The organism is Microcoleus sp. MOSTC5 (assembly GCF_036701825.1).
Lineage (GTDB): Bacteria > Cyanobacteriota > Cyanobacteriia > Cyanobacteriales > Microcoleaceae > Microcoleus > Microcoleus asticus.
Genome location: NZ_JAUBRK010000072.1, coordinates 1 through 18,870, shown reverse-complemented (window position 1 = coordinate 18,870; position 18,870 = coordinate 1). Strand labels below are relative to the sequence as shown.

The window sequence follows — 18,870 nt, the reverse complement described above, 5'->3', positions numbered from 1 at the left end:
GTTTATACCAGTAAAAAAAGAATGCAACTGTAGGGCAGTGAACTAAACCCTTAGTTCATTAGTCGTTGCCAATTCTTTAATTTCAGGACTTACGCAACAGTCACAAGACTTTTAGGTATGTTGTTGCGCTTCAGCGCTCTTAGGATATCAAAGAGCGCTGAAGCGCAACAACATACCTTTGTTTAATGTGCCAGTTGTGTAAGTCCTGTTTTTTAAGGATTGCAGATTTCTGCGAGCGCTTTTTCTTCGGGATGATTAGCAATATAATTGCTCAGCCATTGGCAACTTAGTTTCATTAAACTATCTACATCAAGTTCCAAATTCCAGATTCTTAAAGTAGAATCATCGCTGGCAGAAACAAGAGTTTTGCCGTCGGGACTGATGTTAACGTCATTAACTCGATCGCTATGTCCCTCAAAAGTTTGTAGGGGCCGCGCCTCCGATCCCGTTTGGCCGTCTGCTACATTCCACAGTTTAATTGTGCGATCGAAACTTGCAGATGCGATCGTTTTGCCGTCGGGACTGAAACTAATGCTTTTTACCCAAGTTCCGTGTGCTTGAATAGTTTTGAGTTCGGTGCCGGTTTCTGCATTCCACAATTTAATGGTGCTGTCATCGCAAGCAGATGCTAAAATTTTGCCGTCGGGACTGAAACGGAGGCTGGTAATTCGGCTGTTATGCGCTCTTAAAATCCTTCTTGGGGTAGATTCTAAATTGTTTAAAGCCCAGAAATAGATTGTGCGATCGTTCCCTGCGGATGCTAAAGTTTTGCCATCGGGACTGAATGTGACACTTCTAACTCTTTCGAGATGTCCTGTAAAATTTTTGATTTGGGCACCGCTTTCTAGATGCCACAATTTAACAGTTTTATCGACTCCTGCTGATGCTAAGATTTTACCGTCGGGACTAAAAACAACGCTGTCAATTCCCCTCTGATGTCCTGAAAGAGTTTTGATTTCGGTGCCAGTTTCTAGGTTCCACAATTTAATAGTTCGATCGCTTCCTGCGGATGCTAAAATTTTGCCGTCAGGGGCGAAACTGACGCTGGTGACAGCACCTTGATGTCCTATAAAAGTTTTGATTTCGCTGCCGTTTTGTGCATTCCACAATTTAACAGTGCGATCGCTGCTACCGGAGGCAACTGTTTTGCCGTCTGGCGAGAAACTCGCACTCAAAACCTGACGGCGGTGGCTTTCTAGAACTTTCGGCTCGATGCCGGTGAGGTTCCAGAGTCGTACCGTGCGATCGGTACCTGCCGTTGCCAAAGTGCGGCCGTCGGGACTGAAACTAAGGCTGGAAACCCTGCCGCTGTGTCCTTTGAGCGTTTGCGGCTCGATGTTTCCTAACTGCGATAAATTCCACAATTTGACGGTGCCGTCTTCGCTAGCGGTAGCCAGAGTTGGGGTGTTGCTGCCCCGAGGACTGAATTTGACGCTCCAGACTTCCCTGCTATCGGCTTGCAGGGTTTTGAGGAGAGTCAGGTTTTCGACATCCCACAGCTTGACTAAACCGTCTTCGCTAGCGGATGCTAGGGTTTTGCCGTCGTCGGAGAAACTGACACTTCTGACAGCGTTGGTATGGCCTTTCAGCGTGGCGATTTCGGTTCCGTCTGCTGGATTCCAGAGTTTGACAGTGCGATCGCTACCCGAAGATGCGATCGTCAACCCGTCGGGCGAAAAAGTGACGCTCGTTGCCCAGCCTCTATGCCCAGTAAAGGTTTGGAGCAAAGTGCCGTCTGCTGGATTCCAGAGTTTGACAGTGCCGTCGGAACCCGAAGATGCGATCGCCAATCCGTCGGGAGCAAAACTGACTCCTCTCACCCAGCCCCTATGCCCTGTAAGGGTTCTAATTTCTGTGCCGTTTTCGAGGTTCCAGAGTTTGATAGTAGCATCCTCGCTAGCAGATGCGATCGTCTTGCCGTCAGGTGAGAAACTGACAGTCCAAATGTTGTCGCCGTGTCCGGTGAGGGTTCTGAGTAAGATGCCGTCTGGGTTCCAGAGTTTGACAGTATCGTCTTCGCTAGCGGATGCGAGGATTTTGCCATCGGGCGAGAAAACGACATTTTTGACGGCAGCTTGGTGGCCGAGGAGCCGATCGCGCTCTCGGATGCTGTAAAGTGCTTGTTGGAGGGCGATCGATACTTGCATCTTAGTTTCGGATTTTGCCGGACTGAATGCCTCTAATTTTTTAAGTTTATGTGCTGCAAGCAGTGCTTCGATCAGTGCTGGAAAAGGGTTTGAGGCTAAAGTTGTCTTTGACGACAAACTTTCGAGGACTATTTTGGTTTCTGCAAGTTCCCGATCGGCTTTAATTACTTGCAATTGTACGGCGATAGCTGCTGCTAAAGATATCCCTAAAATTGTCGAACCGATCGCAATTATCCTTCTAGCTTGTTTTTTAGCTAACGTTAACTCTGTTTTAGCTTGATCCTGAGCCAGACTTAAAGTTTGATTAGCTTGTGCCAATATTTGACTTTCCTCAGCTTGCAGTGCAAAAGCCAATTCAACTTCTCGCTTTTCCAAATCCTGAGCCGCTGCTAAAAAGCGGTAATCCAAATGGCTTAAACTTTGATATTTTGCCCATTCCAAAGCTTCTTGCAGTGCCTGACCCCGCAGCAGCCGCGAATTATCCTCAAAATTGGCAGCATTCCAAGCATTAAAATTTTCCGAATAAGGTCGCAGCTTTCCTAACTGTTTTTCCACCCATTCAAGATTGAAAATTTCGGCATAAATTTGGTTATAAACTTTTAATTTTCCGTGCTGTTGCACCACTAAACCTGACAGTCGCAATTCCGTTTGTTCGGGACTGCCATCAGCAATAACCCCCCCCAGTCCCCCCTTGCTAAGGGGGGGAGCAAGAGTGGCTATTTCTTCCTCTTTCAGGGGTGAAATAGCAGCATTTAGCCCCCCCTTGCTAAGGGGGGATTGGGGGGGGTTCGCGGATTGCAAAACCTGCTGGTAAAGCCCCAATAACTGCCCCGCTTTTTGCTGATTTCTCAACAGGCGATCGCGAATAGTTTTCAAATGTTCAGGCTCATCCTGAGACTCCCAATTCTCCACAATCTGCAACTTCACCAACCTCTCAACTCCCTCCTCCTGTGTGGAACAGGCATCCTGCCTGTCTGTGGGGGCGCAACAGTCAGGATGCGTGTCTGTGGGGGTGGAACAGGCATCCTGCCTGTCTTTCTCAACGCCCTCTGCGCCTCTGCGGTTAACTTTCTTCAACTCCTTTTCCTGCACCAACTTGCATAGCTTTTGCGTCAAAAAAGGTTGTCCCCCCGTCCAATCCAAAATATCTGCGATCGCACTTTCTGGATTGCCAACTTGCCCCTGCCAACCATCAATTAAAGGCTGCACTTCATCAATCTGAAAACCGCGTAAATTTATCGCCTTACCAATATTAAAAGGAGTTTGAGTTTTATCAGCAATCAAATCCGAAGGCGTCGCCACCCCCAACAGCGCAAAAGTCAGCCTGCGGTATAAAGAATTATCAACTCTTTGATTGTAAAACCAGCGAATCAGAGCAAAAAACTCATCAGCTGAAAAATTCATGCTCAATACTCGATCGATCTCGTCAATAAAAATAACTATATTTTGGCAAATTTCAACTAAAATAACTTCTTCGATAAACAAACTAAACCGCTGCACGGGAGATAACAAATCCCGGCGTTCGCGCCACCAATTCCGCCAATTAATTTTATTACCTAGCTGACAGCTACTGACCAAAGAATTGACAATGCCTGCATACCACTTTTCGGGAGTTACATCTTCCTTACCAATCCCAGTTAAATCGATAAAAGCGCAAATAGTACCTTCAGCTTGCAATTTTTGCATCGCCCGCACCCGCAAACTAGATTTGCCCATTTGCCTCGAATTCAAAACGTAACAAAACTCACCCGCTTTCAAACTTTCGTAAAAGTCCAAGTCTGCTTGGCGCGTCACGTAACTCGACGCATCTGCTGGGAGACTCCCGCCAATTTGATATTCATAACTAACTGGAGATTCTTTCATCATTGCCTGCACTAAAATCTAGATTTGATTCTACGATAGCTAACATGACTATTTAGATATTTACCAAAAAACCTGACTTTTGCGGATTTTTATGATGCTTTATCAGGCTGCACCTGATTTTTCCCTATAAATTCAGAGCCTGAAGCTATTTATTAGTTCCTATAATACCTGATTTTATCACCCTTGCGGTTCAGGAGTTTTAGCAAGAAACTGATAACAGGAAGTGAAAAGTGCAGCAAACAAATACCAAGTGCCAGCATTACTTCTAAATAAATCAATTAATTTGAAATACAAAGGAACAACTGAAATGGCAACTATCTACGGTACTCAATTCAATGACAACAATACTGTCAACGGCGACAATTTGTTCCACAAATCATTAGTGGGAACCGATCAGCAATTCAATGGGCCAGTATTAACGCTTGGCAATGATGAAATCTACGGACTTGGAGGCAATGACATCATTTACGGTCGTGGAGGGAGCGATCTCTTATCCGGCGACAGCGGTAACGATAACATCTACGGCGGTGATGGCAGCAACGGCGGCGCCAACTTCAATAACAACGACACTCTCGACGGTGGCATTGGCCACGACAACTTGTACGGCGAGACTGGAAACGACTACCTGGATGGCGGCACTGGCTACGACTACCTAAATGGCGGCAGTGGCAACGACAAATTGTATGGCGAGGCTGGCAACGACATTCTCATAGGCGGTAGTGGCAATGATTACCTTAACGGTTTCAGCAACGGCACCGAATTTGACGCCCTCACAGGCGGCGCTGACGCGGACAAGTTCGTGCTGGGCGCGCAATCATACTACAATTTCTACACCGGATCTGGTTTCGCCTTAATTACAGACTTTAACTCATTAGAAGGCGATAAAATCGCACTCTTTGAGACTCTAGATAAATACACTCTGGTGTCTGGAGACTTCGGGTACGGCAACGCTGCTCTAGATACTAAGATATTGTTCGGAAATGATGAAATTGGTGTGTTGCAAGACATCACCAATGTCAAAGCAACGGACTTCATCCTTGGCGATCCGTTTCCTGGCTAAGCTGATAACCCTCTGCCTGGTTCAACTTAGCCGTAGTATTTGACGGCGCTACAAAAGTTATGGCAGAGGGAATAAATCAAGTTTTAACGATTCCGAGCAATGTAGTAGCGATCGCACAGAGCGCTCAATCTCTACCTCCTCATTTTGAACAACAAGAAGTAACAGAAATGGCAACTATTAAGGGCACCAACTTCAATGACAACGATATCGATAAACCAAAGCTAGTTGGAACTAATGAAGATGACTCAATCTATGGCTATGCAGGAAATGACATATTGTCGGGTCTTGGTGGAAATGACTATCTAGATGGTGGCCCAGGTAGCGACGATATGTTTGGTGGCGCAGACAATGACACCTACATTGTGGATAGCCAGAATGACAAAGTTACCGAGAACTTTAATCAAGGCATCGACACCGTTATCTCTTCAGTCACATTTCCGCTGGGCTACAGGCTAGGCGAGAATCAGGAGAACCTGAAGCTGATCGGCAACGCATATGAAGGCTACGGCAATGCCCTCAACAACACCATCACAGGTAATGCCGTTGGCAACCATATCAATGGTGAAGCTGGTAATGACTATATTGGTGGTGCAGGTGGTAATGACAATCTGTATGGTGAAGCCGGAAATGACACTCTCATCGGCGACTTGGGAAATGACTATCTATTTGGTGGAGCCAATAATGACAGTCTCGTAGGCGGCTGGGATGATGACAATCTCTATGGCGGCACTGGCAATGACATTCTTTTAGGCGGAAGCGGTAAAGATTACCTTGATGGTTACGGCAACAGCACGGAATTCGACATTCTCACTGGTGGCACTCTAGGGGACACATTCGTACTCGGTTACTCCACCATCGGTTACTACCTAGGAAATGGCCACGCCACAATTACAGACTTTAACTCATTACAAGGCGATAAAATCCAGGTTGCTGGCAGTACGCAGGATTACTCGCTGGTGAAATCTGGCAGCAACACTAATATCTTGTACCAAAATGATTTGATTGCTGTTGTGCAAAACGTCGAGCTTAACCAAACAAACTTGGTTTCTGCCCCTATCATCAACCCTCCACTTTAGGCTTAGTTGTGGGATTTGGAGGCGCTGTAGGAGTTGGGGGTGATGACTGAGTGGATTGCTAAAACCAGGCATTCTATTGGCAAACATAAAGCCTGGAACTAGAAATCGACCCCCAAGAGCGCGAATGAATTCTAAGAAACTCTGTTTTTTCCAGAGACTGAGTTTCTCACGGGGCTGAGAGCTTGCCCTCAAAAAGAACAGAGCGAATCAATCAAGTTTCAACGATTCCGAACAATGTAGTAGCGATCGCACAAATCGCTCAATCTCTACGTCCTAATTTTGAACAACAAGGAGCAACTGAAATGGCAATTATTAATGGCACCAACTTCAATGACGATGGTATCGACAAACCAAAGCTAGTTGGAACTAATGCAGATGACTCAATCTCTGGCTATGCAGGAAACGACATATTGTCGGGTCTTGGTGGACATGACTATCTAGATGGTGGGTTTAACAACGACGTTCTCGATGGTGGGGCTGGTAATGACACTTTATATGGCGGCGTTGGCTACGATTATCTAGTTGGCGGCCTTGGTAACGATCTGCTGATTGGCGGTACTTTAGACGATGCTTTACTTGGCGGTACGGGCAACGACATTCTCTTAGGCGGAAGCGGTAACGATCAACTTACTGGTTACGGCTTTGGGCAAAATGAATTCGACACCCTCACGGGTGACATTGGAAAGGATACCTTCGTGTTGGGTGACGCAAATAGCGTTTACTACCTCGGAAATGGCTACGCCACAATTACGGACTTTAGTTTAGCTCAAACCGATAAAATCCAAATCAAAGGCCTTTTCAATTATGATTACTCCCTTGGGCTTGGCAACTGGGAAGGTAGCAATGCCCAAGACACTGGAATCTTCTATAAGGGTGATTTGATTGGTGTTGTGCAAGACCAAAATATTACCAATTTCAACCAAAATCAGGTGTTCCTCACCGCTAGCTAATTAATTGCCTAATTGAGACAGGGCGATCGCTCTTTCAGTCTACAATGAACTGAGGGCGATCGCCCGAGTCTTTTATTGACGCTGTGTGGTGGATACTTTCGTATCATTGTCAGCACCCAAATCAACGATCGGGAAAATGCAACTGTTATTTTGTCAAGTTATCTGAACTGTAAATTATCAAGGAGAGCGCAAAATGAACTCGCAAACTACCTACTTTAGATACTCTCTTTTGGCATCATTTATCCTTTTTATAGGTTTTGCACCTTTGAGTTGGATTGCATCGTTGTTTGTACCTGGCGTTTGGAATAAAGGGGTGGGAATTTATTCCATATTTTTTGTTTTACTACTAAACTTTGCTATTACTACTGCTTTGGTTTTTTATTCTAGGGTGTCTGTCAATTCTCGCGGAATAAAATGTACTAATTTTTGGGGAAAGTTTTATTTGGTAGAATGGTCAACCATTCGTGGTGCAAGGTTTTATAGTGGATTTTGGACATCGGGATTAAAGTTTATCTTAATATCCACGACTAAACTATCAAAAGACTTATGGTTGCCCTTGTTTCTCAATGATATGTCTAATTTTGAACAGTTGGTTTCAAAATATGCGGGTACAAAAAACCCACTTGTGAAGCGGTTAAATGAACGAAATACCCCTACTTATCGGTTAAAGGAAGCCGAAGCTCAAATTAAATTAGCGTGGCAAGCAGGAATAATATCCGGTACTCTCACTCTGATTTTTGTACTCTTATCCTTAGCAGGATACAACTTTATGGGCTTGATAGACGCATCAGCACTTATAGATGTTTGTCTGATGTTTGGTCTATCATTTGGTATTTATAAAAAAAGCCGAATCGCTGCTGTACTCATGCTGGTTTATTTTGCCTTCAATCAAGCTTGGATTATAATCGAAATAAAAAGATTTCCAGGGATTATATCATGGATTTTTCTCATCTTATTCTTAAGAGGTGTCCAAGGTACTTTTACTTATCGAAAACTGTCAAAATCTTAGTTGACGGTATCCTGATGTTATGTTTAACGTTAAGCTGATGCGCCTTGCAATTCCCGCTGTACTTTTCAACCTAAAACACGGCAGAAATACTCGCGGTACAAATTGCAACGCGGCATGACATAATTGTTTTGCCGCCGCACAATTCCCATGCTGTGCAATTTGTAAATTTGCATTGAATCTAATTCAACTGGTTCGGCCGAATTAACAACTTTTTTCAAAGCCAAAGCTAATTCGGGATTGTGTTGCAGTATTTCCAAATGTTTTCGCAAATGACTGCTGTAAATTCCAGATTCTGATGCCGCATTTTTTAATAACTGAGTTAATGAGATTTTGCCACAACTAATCTCATACATTGCCAATCTTACTAAATAAGGATGTCCGCCGATCGCACTTATTAACTCTCGCAACTGCCCCTCATCCCACTCCAAGCCGTGCAAGCGAGCTAAATCGTGAATTTGCGGTCTCTCAAACTCCAGCAACTCAACAGGCACCCCCGCATTAAACGGAGATTGATTCATATCTAAAGGAATATAAACCTCGGTAGAATGCGCCATTACCAACCGCAGTTTTTTCCAGATATCGGAAATCTTGGCTTTTTCGTGCCAGCTTCGCAGCATCCCCAGAAAATCTTCAACTACTTCGGTGTAGGGAAATATGCGATCGACTTCATCCAAGCCCAAAACCAGAGGCGCTGATGTTTCTGCCAGCAAATACTCTTCAAAGTAAACCGTACAGTTATCGTTGCTGCCCAAAATATCCGTATCCCAATACTCGTTTAACTTGTTTTCTAACTTTAACTGTCGGCTGACCATCAAGCACAACCAGCGCAGAAACTTATCAAGATTTGTTAATATTCCTCGGTCGGCAGCGCTCAAATCAAGATAAACTGCGTGATAGTTTTCCCGAACAGCGCCAGCTAAAATTCGATTCATCAGTGAAGTTTTGCCCATCATCTCCGGTGCTTTAATCCGAATCAGCGAACCGGGTTTCACAACTGTCTCGCAGCACAAAGATTCAATGTTGCAACGCTCCACATAAAAAGGAGAATCTAATGATACCGAGCCTTCGGGAAACTGCAAATTTGCCGCAGTCAGTGGTTGTAAGAGCAGGTTGGTGTTAATATATGGAGTGGACTCTTGCGATGCAAATCTCCTCAGAGCTTCTTTAAAATTTTTCTTCGTAATTTTTTCTGCTAAGGCTTCTGAAAGCTTGTGCCACAATTTATTGCCGACATCTTTATTGAGGTATTCAGCACTGTAGCCGTAAGTTTTGGCGATTTCATCGTAACTTTTTCCTTCCCAGGAACCTTGAAGGACTTTCATTTCGATGTCGCTGAGATGTTTGCCGGTGTTTTGAGCAAAAATACGATCGGCAGATTCTTTGGTTTTGCTCCAAGAGAATTCTAATTCTGAGTTCATGGGATTGACGGGTAAGTACCCATATACGTAAGTATGCAGATGCTTGCAAGAGAGCAGTTGTTCCTGCACTGGAAAGTTACCCTGACTTTTCCCTATTTTAACTCATTTAACCTGAGTTTTTACTGTCAATCCTTGTTGAAACACCTGATTTTACTCCCCTGGTCGCTTTTGTTCTTAGAAAATAAACTGGTTTAGAAGCAAGTTGATTGCCGAGCTCGATCGCAATTATCGATCGCCTCACCAACAATAGCCGAACCTCGCAAACACCAGGGTATAAGGAGAAAAATTATGGCTGCTACCATTACCGTTAATAGCACAGATGACTCGAATATCAGGAATGCCGTCCTCACCCTCAGAGAGGCAATTCTGGTTGCCAATGGCACTCTGAATGTTCCTGCTTTGACAGTGGCAGAACAAGCACAGATTAACGGTACATTGGGTACTGCGGCCGATCGCGACACGATCGCCTTTAATATCGGGGCGATCGGTTCTCAGCAATTAATTCAGCCTCTATCCGCACTGCCGCCCATATCCGATCCAGTGACCGTCGATGGTTGGAGTCAAGGCGGCGCGGGCTATAACGATTTGCCACTGGTGGAACTCAGCGGCAACCTCCCCGGATTTGAGATGGTCGGACTTGATATCACTGCTGGGAACAGTACGGTGCAAGGTTTAGCGATCAACAGATTTTACTCGGCAGCCATCCGCTTGCAAACCAATGGCGGCAACGAGATCCTCAGCAACCACATCGCCAGCGATACCGCCAGCAGAGGGATCAGGATTGATGGCGTTCCAGATAATCGGATCGAGGGCAACTTAATCTTCGGCAATACCACTATTCTTCCCCGTGTTGCCGGCACCGGCATCGAGATTTCCGGCATTGCTGCGCGCAACAACCAAATAATCGGCAATCGCATTGGCACTGATGTTACTGGTACTGTTGCGATCGGCAACAATGTTGGCATCAGCATCAAGAATGCGCCTGAAAACCTGATTCAGGACAACCTGATTTCTGGCAATAATGCAGGTAGTGACAGCATTGGAATTGTGATAGCTGGTCCAACTGCCAATCAAAATCGAGTTGTCGGCAACCTCATCGGCACTGATATCACGGGTAATGTAGCGCTAGGAAACGGTATCTATGGCATCGTTATTGGCAGCGCTTCTAACAATATTATCGGCGGAACGACGCCTCAAGAACGCAATATCATTTCTGGCAGCCAGTTTGCGGGTATTGCTTTTCTACAAGCGCAGGGTTCAACCGATCTACAAGCGCTTAGTCCAACCCCTGCACCTGCGACAAACCGAGTTGTCGGCAACTATATCGGCACAAATATCAGCGGTACTGCCGCTTTGGGAAATCCGATCGGCGTCCTTATCGGTGTTGGCGAAAGCAACATCATCGGTGGCACGACACCGCAAGAACGCAATGTCATTTCCGGCAATCAAATGGGCGTGTTATTGCTTAGCAACCAGGTAACTGGCAACCGCGTTATCGGCAATTATATCGGCACGCAAGCTGACGGCAGCACTCCTTTACCCAATACTTTGTACAGCAACGTCATAGCTCAAGATACAGGTGTGAATAACCGCATCGGCGGCACCGCAGCAGGGGAAGGAAATACGATCGCATTTAGCGGTAGCAGCGGCATTCAAGTTACTGGTGGCAAAGGTTTGGCAATTTTAGGCAATTCTATCTTTTCTAATAATGGTTTAGGCATCGATCTCGATAACGATGCCGATGGCTTAACTACCGACGGCGTTACCCCAAACGACTTGGGAGACGGGGATACAGGCGGAAACGGCTTGCAAAATTTCCCGGTGTTAACCTCGGCAACTGCTAGCAACGGCAACATTACGCTTAGCGGCACTCTCAACAGCATTCCCAATACGACTTTCCGCGTCGAATTTTTTGACAATATTGTCTTAGATCCCAGCGGTAACGGCGAAGGACAAACTTATCTCAACTTTGTTAATGTCACGACTGATGCTGCTGGCAATGCTAATTTTACATCGCCGCCTTTAACTGCAACAGGGGCGATCGTCACTACTGCTACTAACTTAACAACTAACGATACTTCGGAATTTTCTCAACCTTCCCCCGGCTTACTGCAATTTAGCAATCCCGCTTACACGGTGAATGAAAACGGCACAGTTGTCGGTACTGCAATTAGCGTCAATCGCATCGGTGGTAACAAAGGTGCAGTTGGGGCAACGCTGACGCTGACGGATGGTACTGCTGTTGCTGCTGACTACACCAATACGCCGATCGCAATTAACTTTGCCGCCGGCGATACGACACCAAAAATTGTTACTATTCCGATCGCCGATGACGCGATCGACGAAGCTGACGAAACGGTTAATTTATCTCTAACTAATCCAACGGGAAATGCTACAGTTGGCGATCGATACAACAATGCTGTTTTGACAATTGCAGATAACGATAACCCTCCAACGGTCAGCATCACCCCCGCCACAATTAACCAACCTGAAGGCAATACAGGCACCACTGCCTACAACTACACCGTTAGCCTCTCCAATGCTTCTGGTTTGCCGATTACTGTTAACTACAAGACAGATGATGGTACTGCTACTACGGGCGATCTCGACTACGAAGATAATGACGGTAATCTCATCTTTAATTCGTCAGAAGCGCTAACAAAAACGATCGCTGTAATTGTTAACGGCGACAACAAATTTGAGGCGAATGAAACTTTCAGCGTTACCCTCAACAACGCCACCAACGCCACCATCGATCCCGCCGCCAACCAAAGTACGGGCATTATTGTCAATGATGATAGTGATGACTCTAATCCCACTCCAACTCCGACACCAACGCCGACAGAAACCCCTACACCGACACCAACTCCGACAGAAACTCCAACAGAAACGCCAACGCCAACTCCGACAGAAACGCCGATAGAAACGCCGACACCAACACCAACTCCGACAGAAACTCCGACAGAAACTCCGACAGAAACACCAACTCCGACAGAAACGCCGACACCAACGCCAACTCCGACACCAATTCCGACAGAAACGCCGACACCAACACCAACTCCGACAGAAACGCCGACAGAAACGCCGACACCAACGCCAACACCAACAGAAACGCCGACACCAACGCCAACACCAACACCAACTCCGACAGAAACGCCGACACCAACGCCAACTCCGACAGAAACTCCGACAGAAACTCCGACAGAAACTCCGACACAAACACCAACTCCGACACAAACGCCGACACCAATTCCGACAGAAATTCCCCCACAAATTCCCCCAGAAACTCCGACTCCGACAGAAATTCCGGCAGAAACGCCAACACCAACTCCGACTCCGACAGAAATTCCGGCAGAAACGCCAACACCAACTCCGACTCCGACAGAAATTCCGGCAGAAACACCAATTCCGACAGAAACGCCAACAGCAACTCCGACACCAATTCCGACAGAAACGCCAACACCAACGGCAATTCCCACAGAAGTTCCGACAGAAATTCCTGTAGAGATTCCCACAGCAACTCCGACACCGACAGAAATTCCGACAGAAGATTGCCCCTGTAAATCTCTATCCCTCCCCAATCTCAACCAACCCAATCCTGTAGAAAAGGTAGTTGTCAATAGTGCGATCGATCTACCCCTCACAGGTACTGCTAGCAATGAGACATTCGACGGCAGCAGCAGCGAGGATTATTTCCAGGCCAAAGAAGGTAACGATAACCTGTTTAGCGGCGAAGGAAATGACTTTTTAAACGGTAACAAAGGCAACGACTTTATCTCTGGTGGAACGGAAGAGGACTTGCTTTTTGGTGGCCCGAATCAAGACATTATTCTTGGTAATGAAGGAAGAGATAGATTATTGGGAAATCGAGGAGAAGATTCGCTAAATGGCGGAGAAGATAGCGACTTCATTTACGGCAACGAAGACTCCGATTTTTTGGATGGAGGCAAAGGAAACGATTTCTTATTGGGAGGTAAGGATAGAGATTTAATTTTAGGCAGTGAAGGCAACGATACTCTGTTGGGAAATTTAGGTGACGATACTGCCTGTGGTGGCGGTGGCAACGATTACTTGCTGGGTGATAAAAATAACGACCTACTTGATGGCTGTGAAGGAAATGATACGATTTGGGGAGGAAATGACAATGATACGATATTTGGGGGAGCGGGAGACGACTTTTTAAGCGGCGATTTGGGAGATAATTTTTTAATTGGAGGAAGTGGGAACGATCGTTTTCTGCTTGGGGCAGATTCAGGGATGGATATCATTCGAGATTTTGAACCCGGAAAAGATGCGATCGCCCTTAGTAGAGGTTTGACTGCCTCTCAACTGTCAATTACTCAAGCCAACAGCGACACCTTAATCCGCTTGACAGCAACAGGTCAAATTTTAGCTACTCTCAATAACGTATCAGGACTTACACAACTAGGATATTAAAATTTGTTTGTAGTTGCGCTTGGGGGTTCAGAAACCTGGTTTTTTTACGAAAATACGCAGGTTGTGACCCGCAGATTCGGTAAAAAACCAGGTTTCTTTGGTGAGAGTGCGTAAGTCCTGACCTAAAAATTACGATCGCCAACCTGACTTTTTCCAACTTTAATATTTTGAGGACCTGATTTTTTCGGATATATCGTTGCCAAACACCTTTTTTTAGGCTTTTAAATTACCTGATTTTATTCCCATTGTCGCTCACTCGATTTGAGAACAAACTGGTTTACATAGAACAAATTGCTTGGGTCGCAATTGCTATTGCACCAAGTCCACAACAACAAGGAGCAACAAAAATGTCATCAGTTATCAACGGTACTCAATTCGACGACAACAACACTGTCAACGGCAACGGTCAATTCCACAAATCCTTAGTTGGAGAGGATTGGACGATCGACGGTCAAGGTCAAATTCAGATTGCAAATGATACAATCTACGGCTATCAAGGCAACGATAAATTGTTCGGCAGCGGCGGAGATGACATCCTCTACGGCGGCTTCGGCAGCGACAAGTTAAATGGCGATGCCGGCAACGATAAATTATACGGCGAAGCTGGCGAAGATTTCCTATACGGAGGCAGCGGTAAAGATACCCTATCGGGAGGGTTGCACAACGATTATCTATTCGGAGGAAGCGGCAAAGATTATCTCATCGGCGGCGACGGCAGCGATTATCTTGACGGTGCTAATTTTTCTGGGGCTGGTAACGGTATAGGCGCAGGTAGCGAATCCGATTCTCTCGCCGGCGGCGCGGGAACAGACACCTTTGTACTCGGCAACGTTAATAACGTTTACTACCTGGGAACTGGCCATGCTACTATTACGGATTTTAGTTTAGGTCAAGATAAAATCCAAATTAAAGGTAATTTAGCGGACGGCTATTCCCTCAAAACTGGCGATTGGAACGGCAACAATGTTCAAGATACTGGTATCTTCTACCAGGATAATTTGATTGGCGTTGTACAAAGCACAAACTTAACTAATGTCAACCCAAATCAAGTATTCTTATCGGCACCTCCTATCCCTCAATAGCCTTAATTATCGCTGTCACAGGGCGGTCAGCAGAGCACCGCCCTACTTTTTTAAATCTGGAGTTTGTTATCATGAAAATTGCGAATCATAGCCAAAAAATCAACAGACTTGTCTGCACAACTTTGACCTTGATTTCAGCTATCCTCATAGCAGGCTTGGGAAAGCTTTCAGAGTCCAACAACAACACAGCTTTAGCGCAAGAAAATATCCCCGTTAGCGGTAGCGGCGACGCGCAACTCCAGCCGATTTTGCAATCGTTAACAGAATTCATGCGCCACCGCTGCGTCGGTGCGGCCGTACTCGGTGTTTCTGTTAAAGGTAAACCCGTCGGTGTGTGGGGTTTCGGGCGCATGAAAGGCAGACCTACTAATAACTGGAACCCGGCTTGCGGCGACGATATGCAGGCTCCTCTGGCTCCCCCAGTCGCAGCAGATACCCCCATGCGTATGGGCAGTATCAGCAAGCCTGTTACCTTTGCAATGGTACGCTGGGCGCTTAAACAGACGGCGCGCGATCGGGCCGGTTTAGAACTGAGTGACGACCAAATTGAAGGGATGAAATTGTTCGACCCGCAGCATTATCCGCCGCTAATTCCCGGTTTGAACAAACAATATCCAGTAGCGATTATCCCTGAAAAAATGCACGCCGTATTTTCGGGAAAAGTAAAATTTCCGGTTCCCGTGAAAGACAAAAACTGTGCCAATCTCAACACAGGATTTGCAGACAAACAGTGGCAAAACGTCACCCTCGGACATTTTTTGTCGCACCGATCGGGACTTCAGCGGAGCGCGCCCAGATACGGTCAAGATATAATTGCAAATTTGTCAGTGCTTCGCAATCTGAAAACAGCAGCCGATTTCCAATCACAAGAACAGCGACTTGTCAGCGAATGGGGCAGCAAATCTGTCATTTCAGCAAAAAATCAACTAGGCATTTCTGCTAGCGCCGGCTATTTTTTGCCGAGTCCTACTTTAACAGAAACTATGCAGGTTTTGGCAGGGCGATGCCTTCAGTATCCTCTCGGTCAATATCACTATTCCAATACCAGTCCCGCATTTCCTACGATTATTTTGCAGCAGTTGGTGGCTTCTGGCAGCTATGCTGCTAAAATGGGTAAACCAGCAACTCATCAAGGTTCGGCTTTGGAGGTTTTCTTCAAAACAGAGTTAGGAATTCCTACTGCGGCTGACCGGGGAATTTTCATGAGCCAAGAAGTAGAAAATATTGGCGATCGCGAGCCGAAAAAACGGCATTGGAACGGGAAAAACTACTATGGTCAAGGATGGGATTTGAAGCGACCGCACTGCATCTGGAAGGGTAGCTTCTGCGATTTTGCTACTTGGCTAAATCCGAAGCTGGGGAGAATAAATTGGTCTTGGAATTTAAGCCAAGTTCCGTTTAGCAGCAGAAACACTGATTTGAGTCCCGGTACTGGTTCGCTGGCTGCGGAATCTGAAGTTTTTCTCAAATTTATGTCAGAATATTGGGTGGGCGGTTATGAGAATAACCCGCGCATCGGAGAAAAGCGAAATAAGGTTTGGAATCGATATACTGCCCACAACGGAGCGCTAGAAGGTACTCATGCTTGGGCAATCCAGTTAGGGGGAAATAACAATCCGAAAGAGTGGAAATTGCCGCCGGTTGATGATAACGGTCGCATCCTTGATGATTTTGCTAATTTAAAGATGTATGCGGGTGTGTTGCCGGATGGAGTTGATATTTTTGTGGCTGTCAATCAGAATGCCGATCGCAAATGTGTTGAGGCTAAAAGCTACAATTGCGGGAATGCTTACGGAATGTTGAATAATTTTATTTTGTACGGTGTTTCTCAGGTAAATTGGAATCTCGTTGCACCTCGTGCGGTTGAAAAATAAAAGTTATAGTGCTGTAGTTTAGGCAATGTATACTATTCATTTTAACCGCTAAAAAAGCTCTTGACGCAGATTATAAGTTGCTCCACCTAATTCAACAGAATTAGCCCTGTTGATAAGCTGTCGGCATCTAACTTGTATTTTAGGGCGGGCCAGATACGCACAATAATTTCATCACACTTGACTATAAAAATTAGATGCGCCTTAGCTTACCAGTTTCAAAAAAATGCAATTCTAGAAAAGGTTCAAACCCGATAGTCATCAGTCATATAGCAATCCTTGCAGGAGTCGTAAATTTTTGCCCCACCCCAACCCTCCCCTTGCCAAGGGGAGGGAGTAAGAAATTCACCAATGATGCGAGGCTTGCTATAGCTAATGCTTTAATCTAAAATGTACTTCCAATTCTCAAAATTTATGCCATAGTGATGTAAGAACTCGTTTCCGAAAGATTTATCCTGTTTATGGTGCAAGGCAATTAAATTAATTTCAACGGCTTAGGTGTTAAATTAATGCTTTTTGGTAATCTACTTTGAGGCAATATTTGTTAAATTCTCACTCTCATTGTAGCCTATTTTAGGACAATGGTATTAGTTTAAACTCATTAAAAATTAGGCTGCGAAAATCCGATGATCCACAAGAATAACCGCAAAAAGTTACCCTTATTAGCAGTGTTCTTAGTCTCGCAATTTATCCCTTGGTTCCTGAGTCCGATCGCACTATTTCTCAGTCTGTGGGTCATCCTACCAGCACCCACGATGTTACTGTACCCTTTGGCGGTGGGAGCACCCGAAATCAGTCCTTGGTTGGTCGGTATCAATACGATCGCCCTTATGCTGAACCTGCTCCGACGGCATCAAGGCAAAGTCTACATTATTTTGTCAATTTGTAACCTGTTCGCCCTAATCCTGGGCCTGCTTCCCCTGATTCAGTTCCCAGCAGCCAATGCAGCCATAGCTACCCAAGTGCAAGCTGTTCTAGGGGAAAACTATTTAGCAGCCGTTCCTCAAGCTGATCGCGCGCAGCTACGCCCTCAACCGTTTATCCTCGCAGATGCGTTCCGAGGAATTCCGATTAGAGACGTTAGGATCGATCGGGCTATTGGATTTGCCAACCCTGACGGAGTTTCACTGCAACTAAACCTTTACCGGCCGATGCAAATTGGCAAATATCCGGCGATTATCACGCTCTACGGGGGAGCTTGGCAGAGAGGCAATGCCGCTTCCAATGAGGAATTCAGCCGTTATATGGCCGCTCAAGGCTATTGTGTGGTTGCAATTGCTTACCGCCACGCTCCTAAGTATAGATTTCCTGCTCAGATTGAGGACGTACAAGCCGCTCTTTCCTATATCAAGACTCATGCTGCTGATTGGGAACTCGATCTCGATCGGATTGCTCTGATGGGAAGATCGGCAGGTGCCCATTTAGCAATGCTAACTGCTTATAATTCTAGTGTGCTTCCAGTTCGAGCAGTGGTGAACTATTACGGGCCAAATGACCTGATCCGGGGATACAATGACCCACCTTTTCCTGATGCTATAAATGTTCGAGCCGTCTTGCGTGCTTTTCTGGGAGGAACGCCAGACGAACTCAACGAGCTTTACCGTCGGGCTTCTCCCATAAATTATATAAAACCGAATCTTCCCCCTTCTCTACTGGTTTATGCAGGTCGCGACCATATCGTTCAACCTAAGTTTGGTCGATCGCTCTACGAACGATTGCGAGCCACGGGCGATCGGGCTATTTTGCTGGAAATTCCTTGGGCTGAACACGCCTTTGATGCAGTTTTTAATGGGCCGAGCAATCAACTGGCTTTGTACTACACAGAACGCTTTTTGGCTGATGCTCTGAAGTCTTCCGATTACCAACGAGTTAAATAAAAGGTAATTGCTCAACCCCCTTGACAAGAGAACGAGATAGACATTAGATAAAGGAATGAAAAAACTCCCTGACCTAAAAC

The 18,870-nt window shown here is 45.7% G+C and carries 10 protein-coding genes; 8 read left to right on the top strand and 2 right to left on the bottom strand.

The genetic code is table 11. From position 1 onward, the window contains the following. Positions 1-212: 212 nt before the first annotated feature. Positions 213-4,013 (bottom strand): WD40 domain-containing protein, encoded by a 3,801-nt coding sequence (locus tag QUA54_RS28830; RefSeq protein WP_333417863.1) that lies wholly within the window; start codon positions 4,011-4,013, stop codon positions 213-215. A gap of 304 nt (positions 4,014-4,317) precedes the next feature. Between QUA54_RS28830 and QUA54_RS28825 the strand changes: the two genes are divergently transcribed. The 4 genes from QUA54_RS28825 to QUA54_RS28810 all read left to right on the top strand — a co-directional run bounded on the left by QUA54_RS28825 (position 4,318) and on the right by QUA54_RS28810 (position 8,105). After that, positions 4,318-5,070: a calcium-binding protein gene (locus QUA54_RS28825; protein ID WP_333417861.1), complete on the top strand. Its 753-nt coding sequence runs from the start codon at positions 4,318-4,320 to the stop codon at positions 5,068-5,070. A gap of 59 nt (positions 5,071-5,129) precedes the next feature. Further along, a complete protein-coding gene (locus QUA54_RS28820) occupies positions 5,130-6,146 on the top strand; it encodes a calcium-binding protein (protein ID WP_333417859.1) in 1,017 nt (338 codons plus the stop codon). 182 nt (positions 6,147-6,328) lie between these two features. Next, on the top strand, positions 6,329-7,096 hold the full coding sequence (locus QUA54_RS28815) for a calcium-binding protein (protein ID WP_333417857.1): 768 nt from the start codon (positions 6,329-6,331) through the stop codon (positions 7,094-7,096). Positions 7,097-7,289: 193 nt separating this feature from the next. Beyond that, on the top strand, positions 7,290-8,105 hold the full coding sequence (locus QUA54_RS28810; RefSeq protein ID WP_333417855.1) for a hypothetical protein: 816 nt from the start codon (positions 7,290-7,292) through the stop codon (positions 8,103-8,105). Between the two features lie 65 nt (positions 8,106-8,170). On the opposite strand, the gene QUA54_RS28805 is transcribed toward QUA54_RS28810, so the two are convergent. Continuing rightward, complete coding sequence (locus QUA54_RS28805) at positions 8,171-9,523, bottom strand: AAA-like domain-containing protein (RefSeq protein WP_333417854.1); 1,353 nt, start codon at positions 9,521-9,523, stop codon at positions 8,171-8,173. Between the two features lie 288 nt (positions 9,524-9,811). Between QUA54_RS28805 and QUA54_RS28800 the strand changes: the two genes are divergently transcribed. The 4 genes from QUA54_RS28800 to QUA54_RS28785 all read left to right on the top strand — a co-directional run bounded on the left by QUA54_RS28800 (position 9,812) and on the right by QUA54_RS28785 (position 18,790). Then, complete coding sequence (locus QUA54_RS28800; protein ID WP_333417852.1) at positions 9,812-13,960, top strand: Calx-beta domain-containing protein; 4,149 nt, start codon at positions 9,812-9,814, stop codon at positions 13,958-13,960. Positions 13,961-14,307: 347 nt separating this feature from the next. After that, entirely contained in the window at positions 14,308-15,042 is a 735-nt protein-coding gene (locus tag QUA54_RS28795; RefSeq protein ID WP_333417850.1) for a calcium-binding protein, read from the top strand. 71 nt (positions 15,043-15,113) lie between these two features. Further along, positions 15,114-16,916, top strand: coding sequence for a serine hydrolase (locus QUA54_RS28790; protein ID WP_333417848.1), 1,803 nt, complete (start codon positions 15,114-15,116; stop codon positions 16,914-16,916). A 623-nt stretch (positions 16,917-17,539) separates the two neighbouring features. Then, positions 17,540-18,790, top strand: coding sequence for an alpha/beta hydrolase (locus tag QUA54_RS28785; RefSeq protein WP_333417846.1), 1,251 nt, complete (start codon positions 17,540-17,542; stop codon positions 18,788-18,790). Positions 18,791-18,870: the final 80 nt, after the last annotated feature.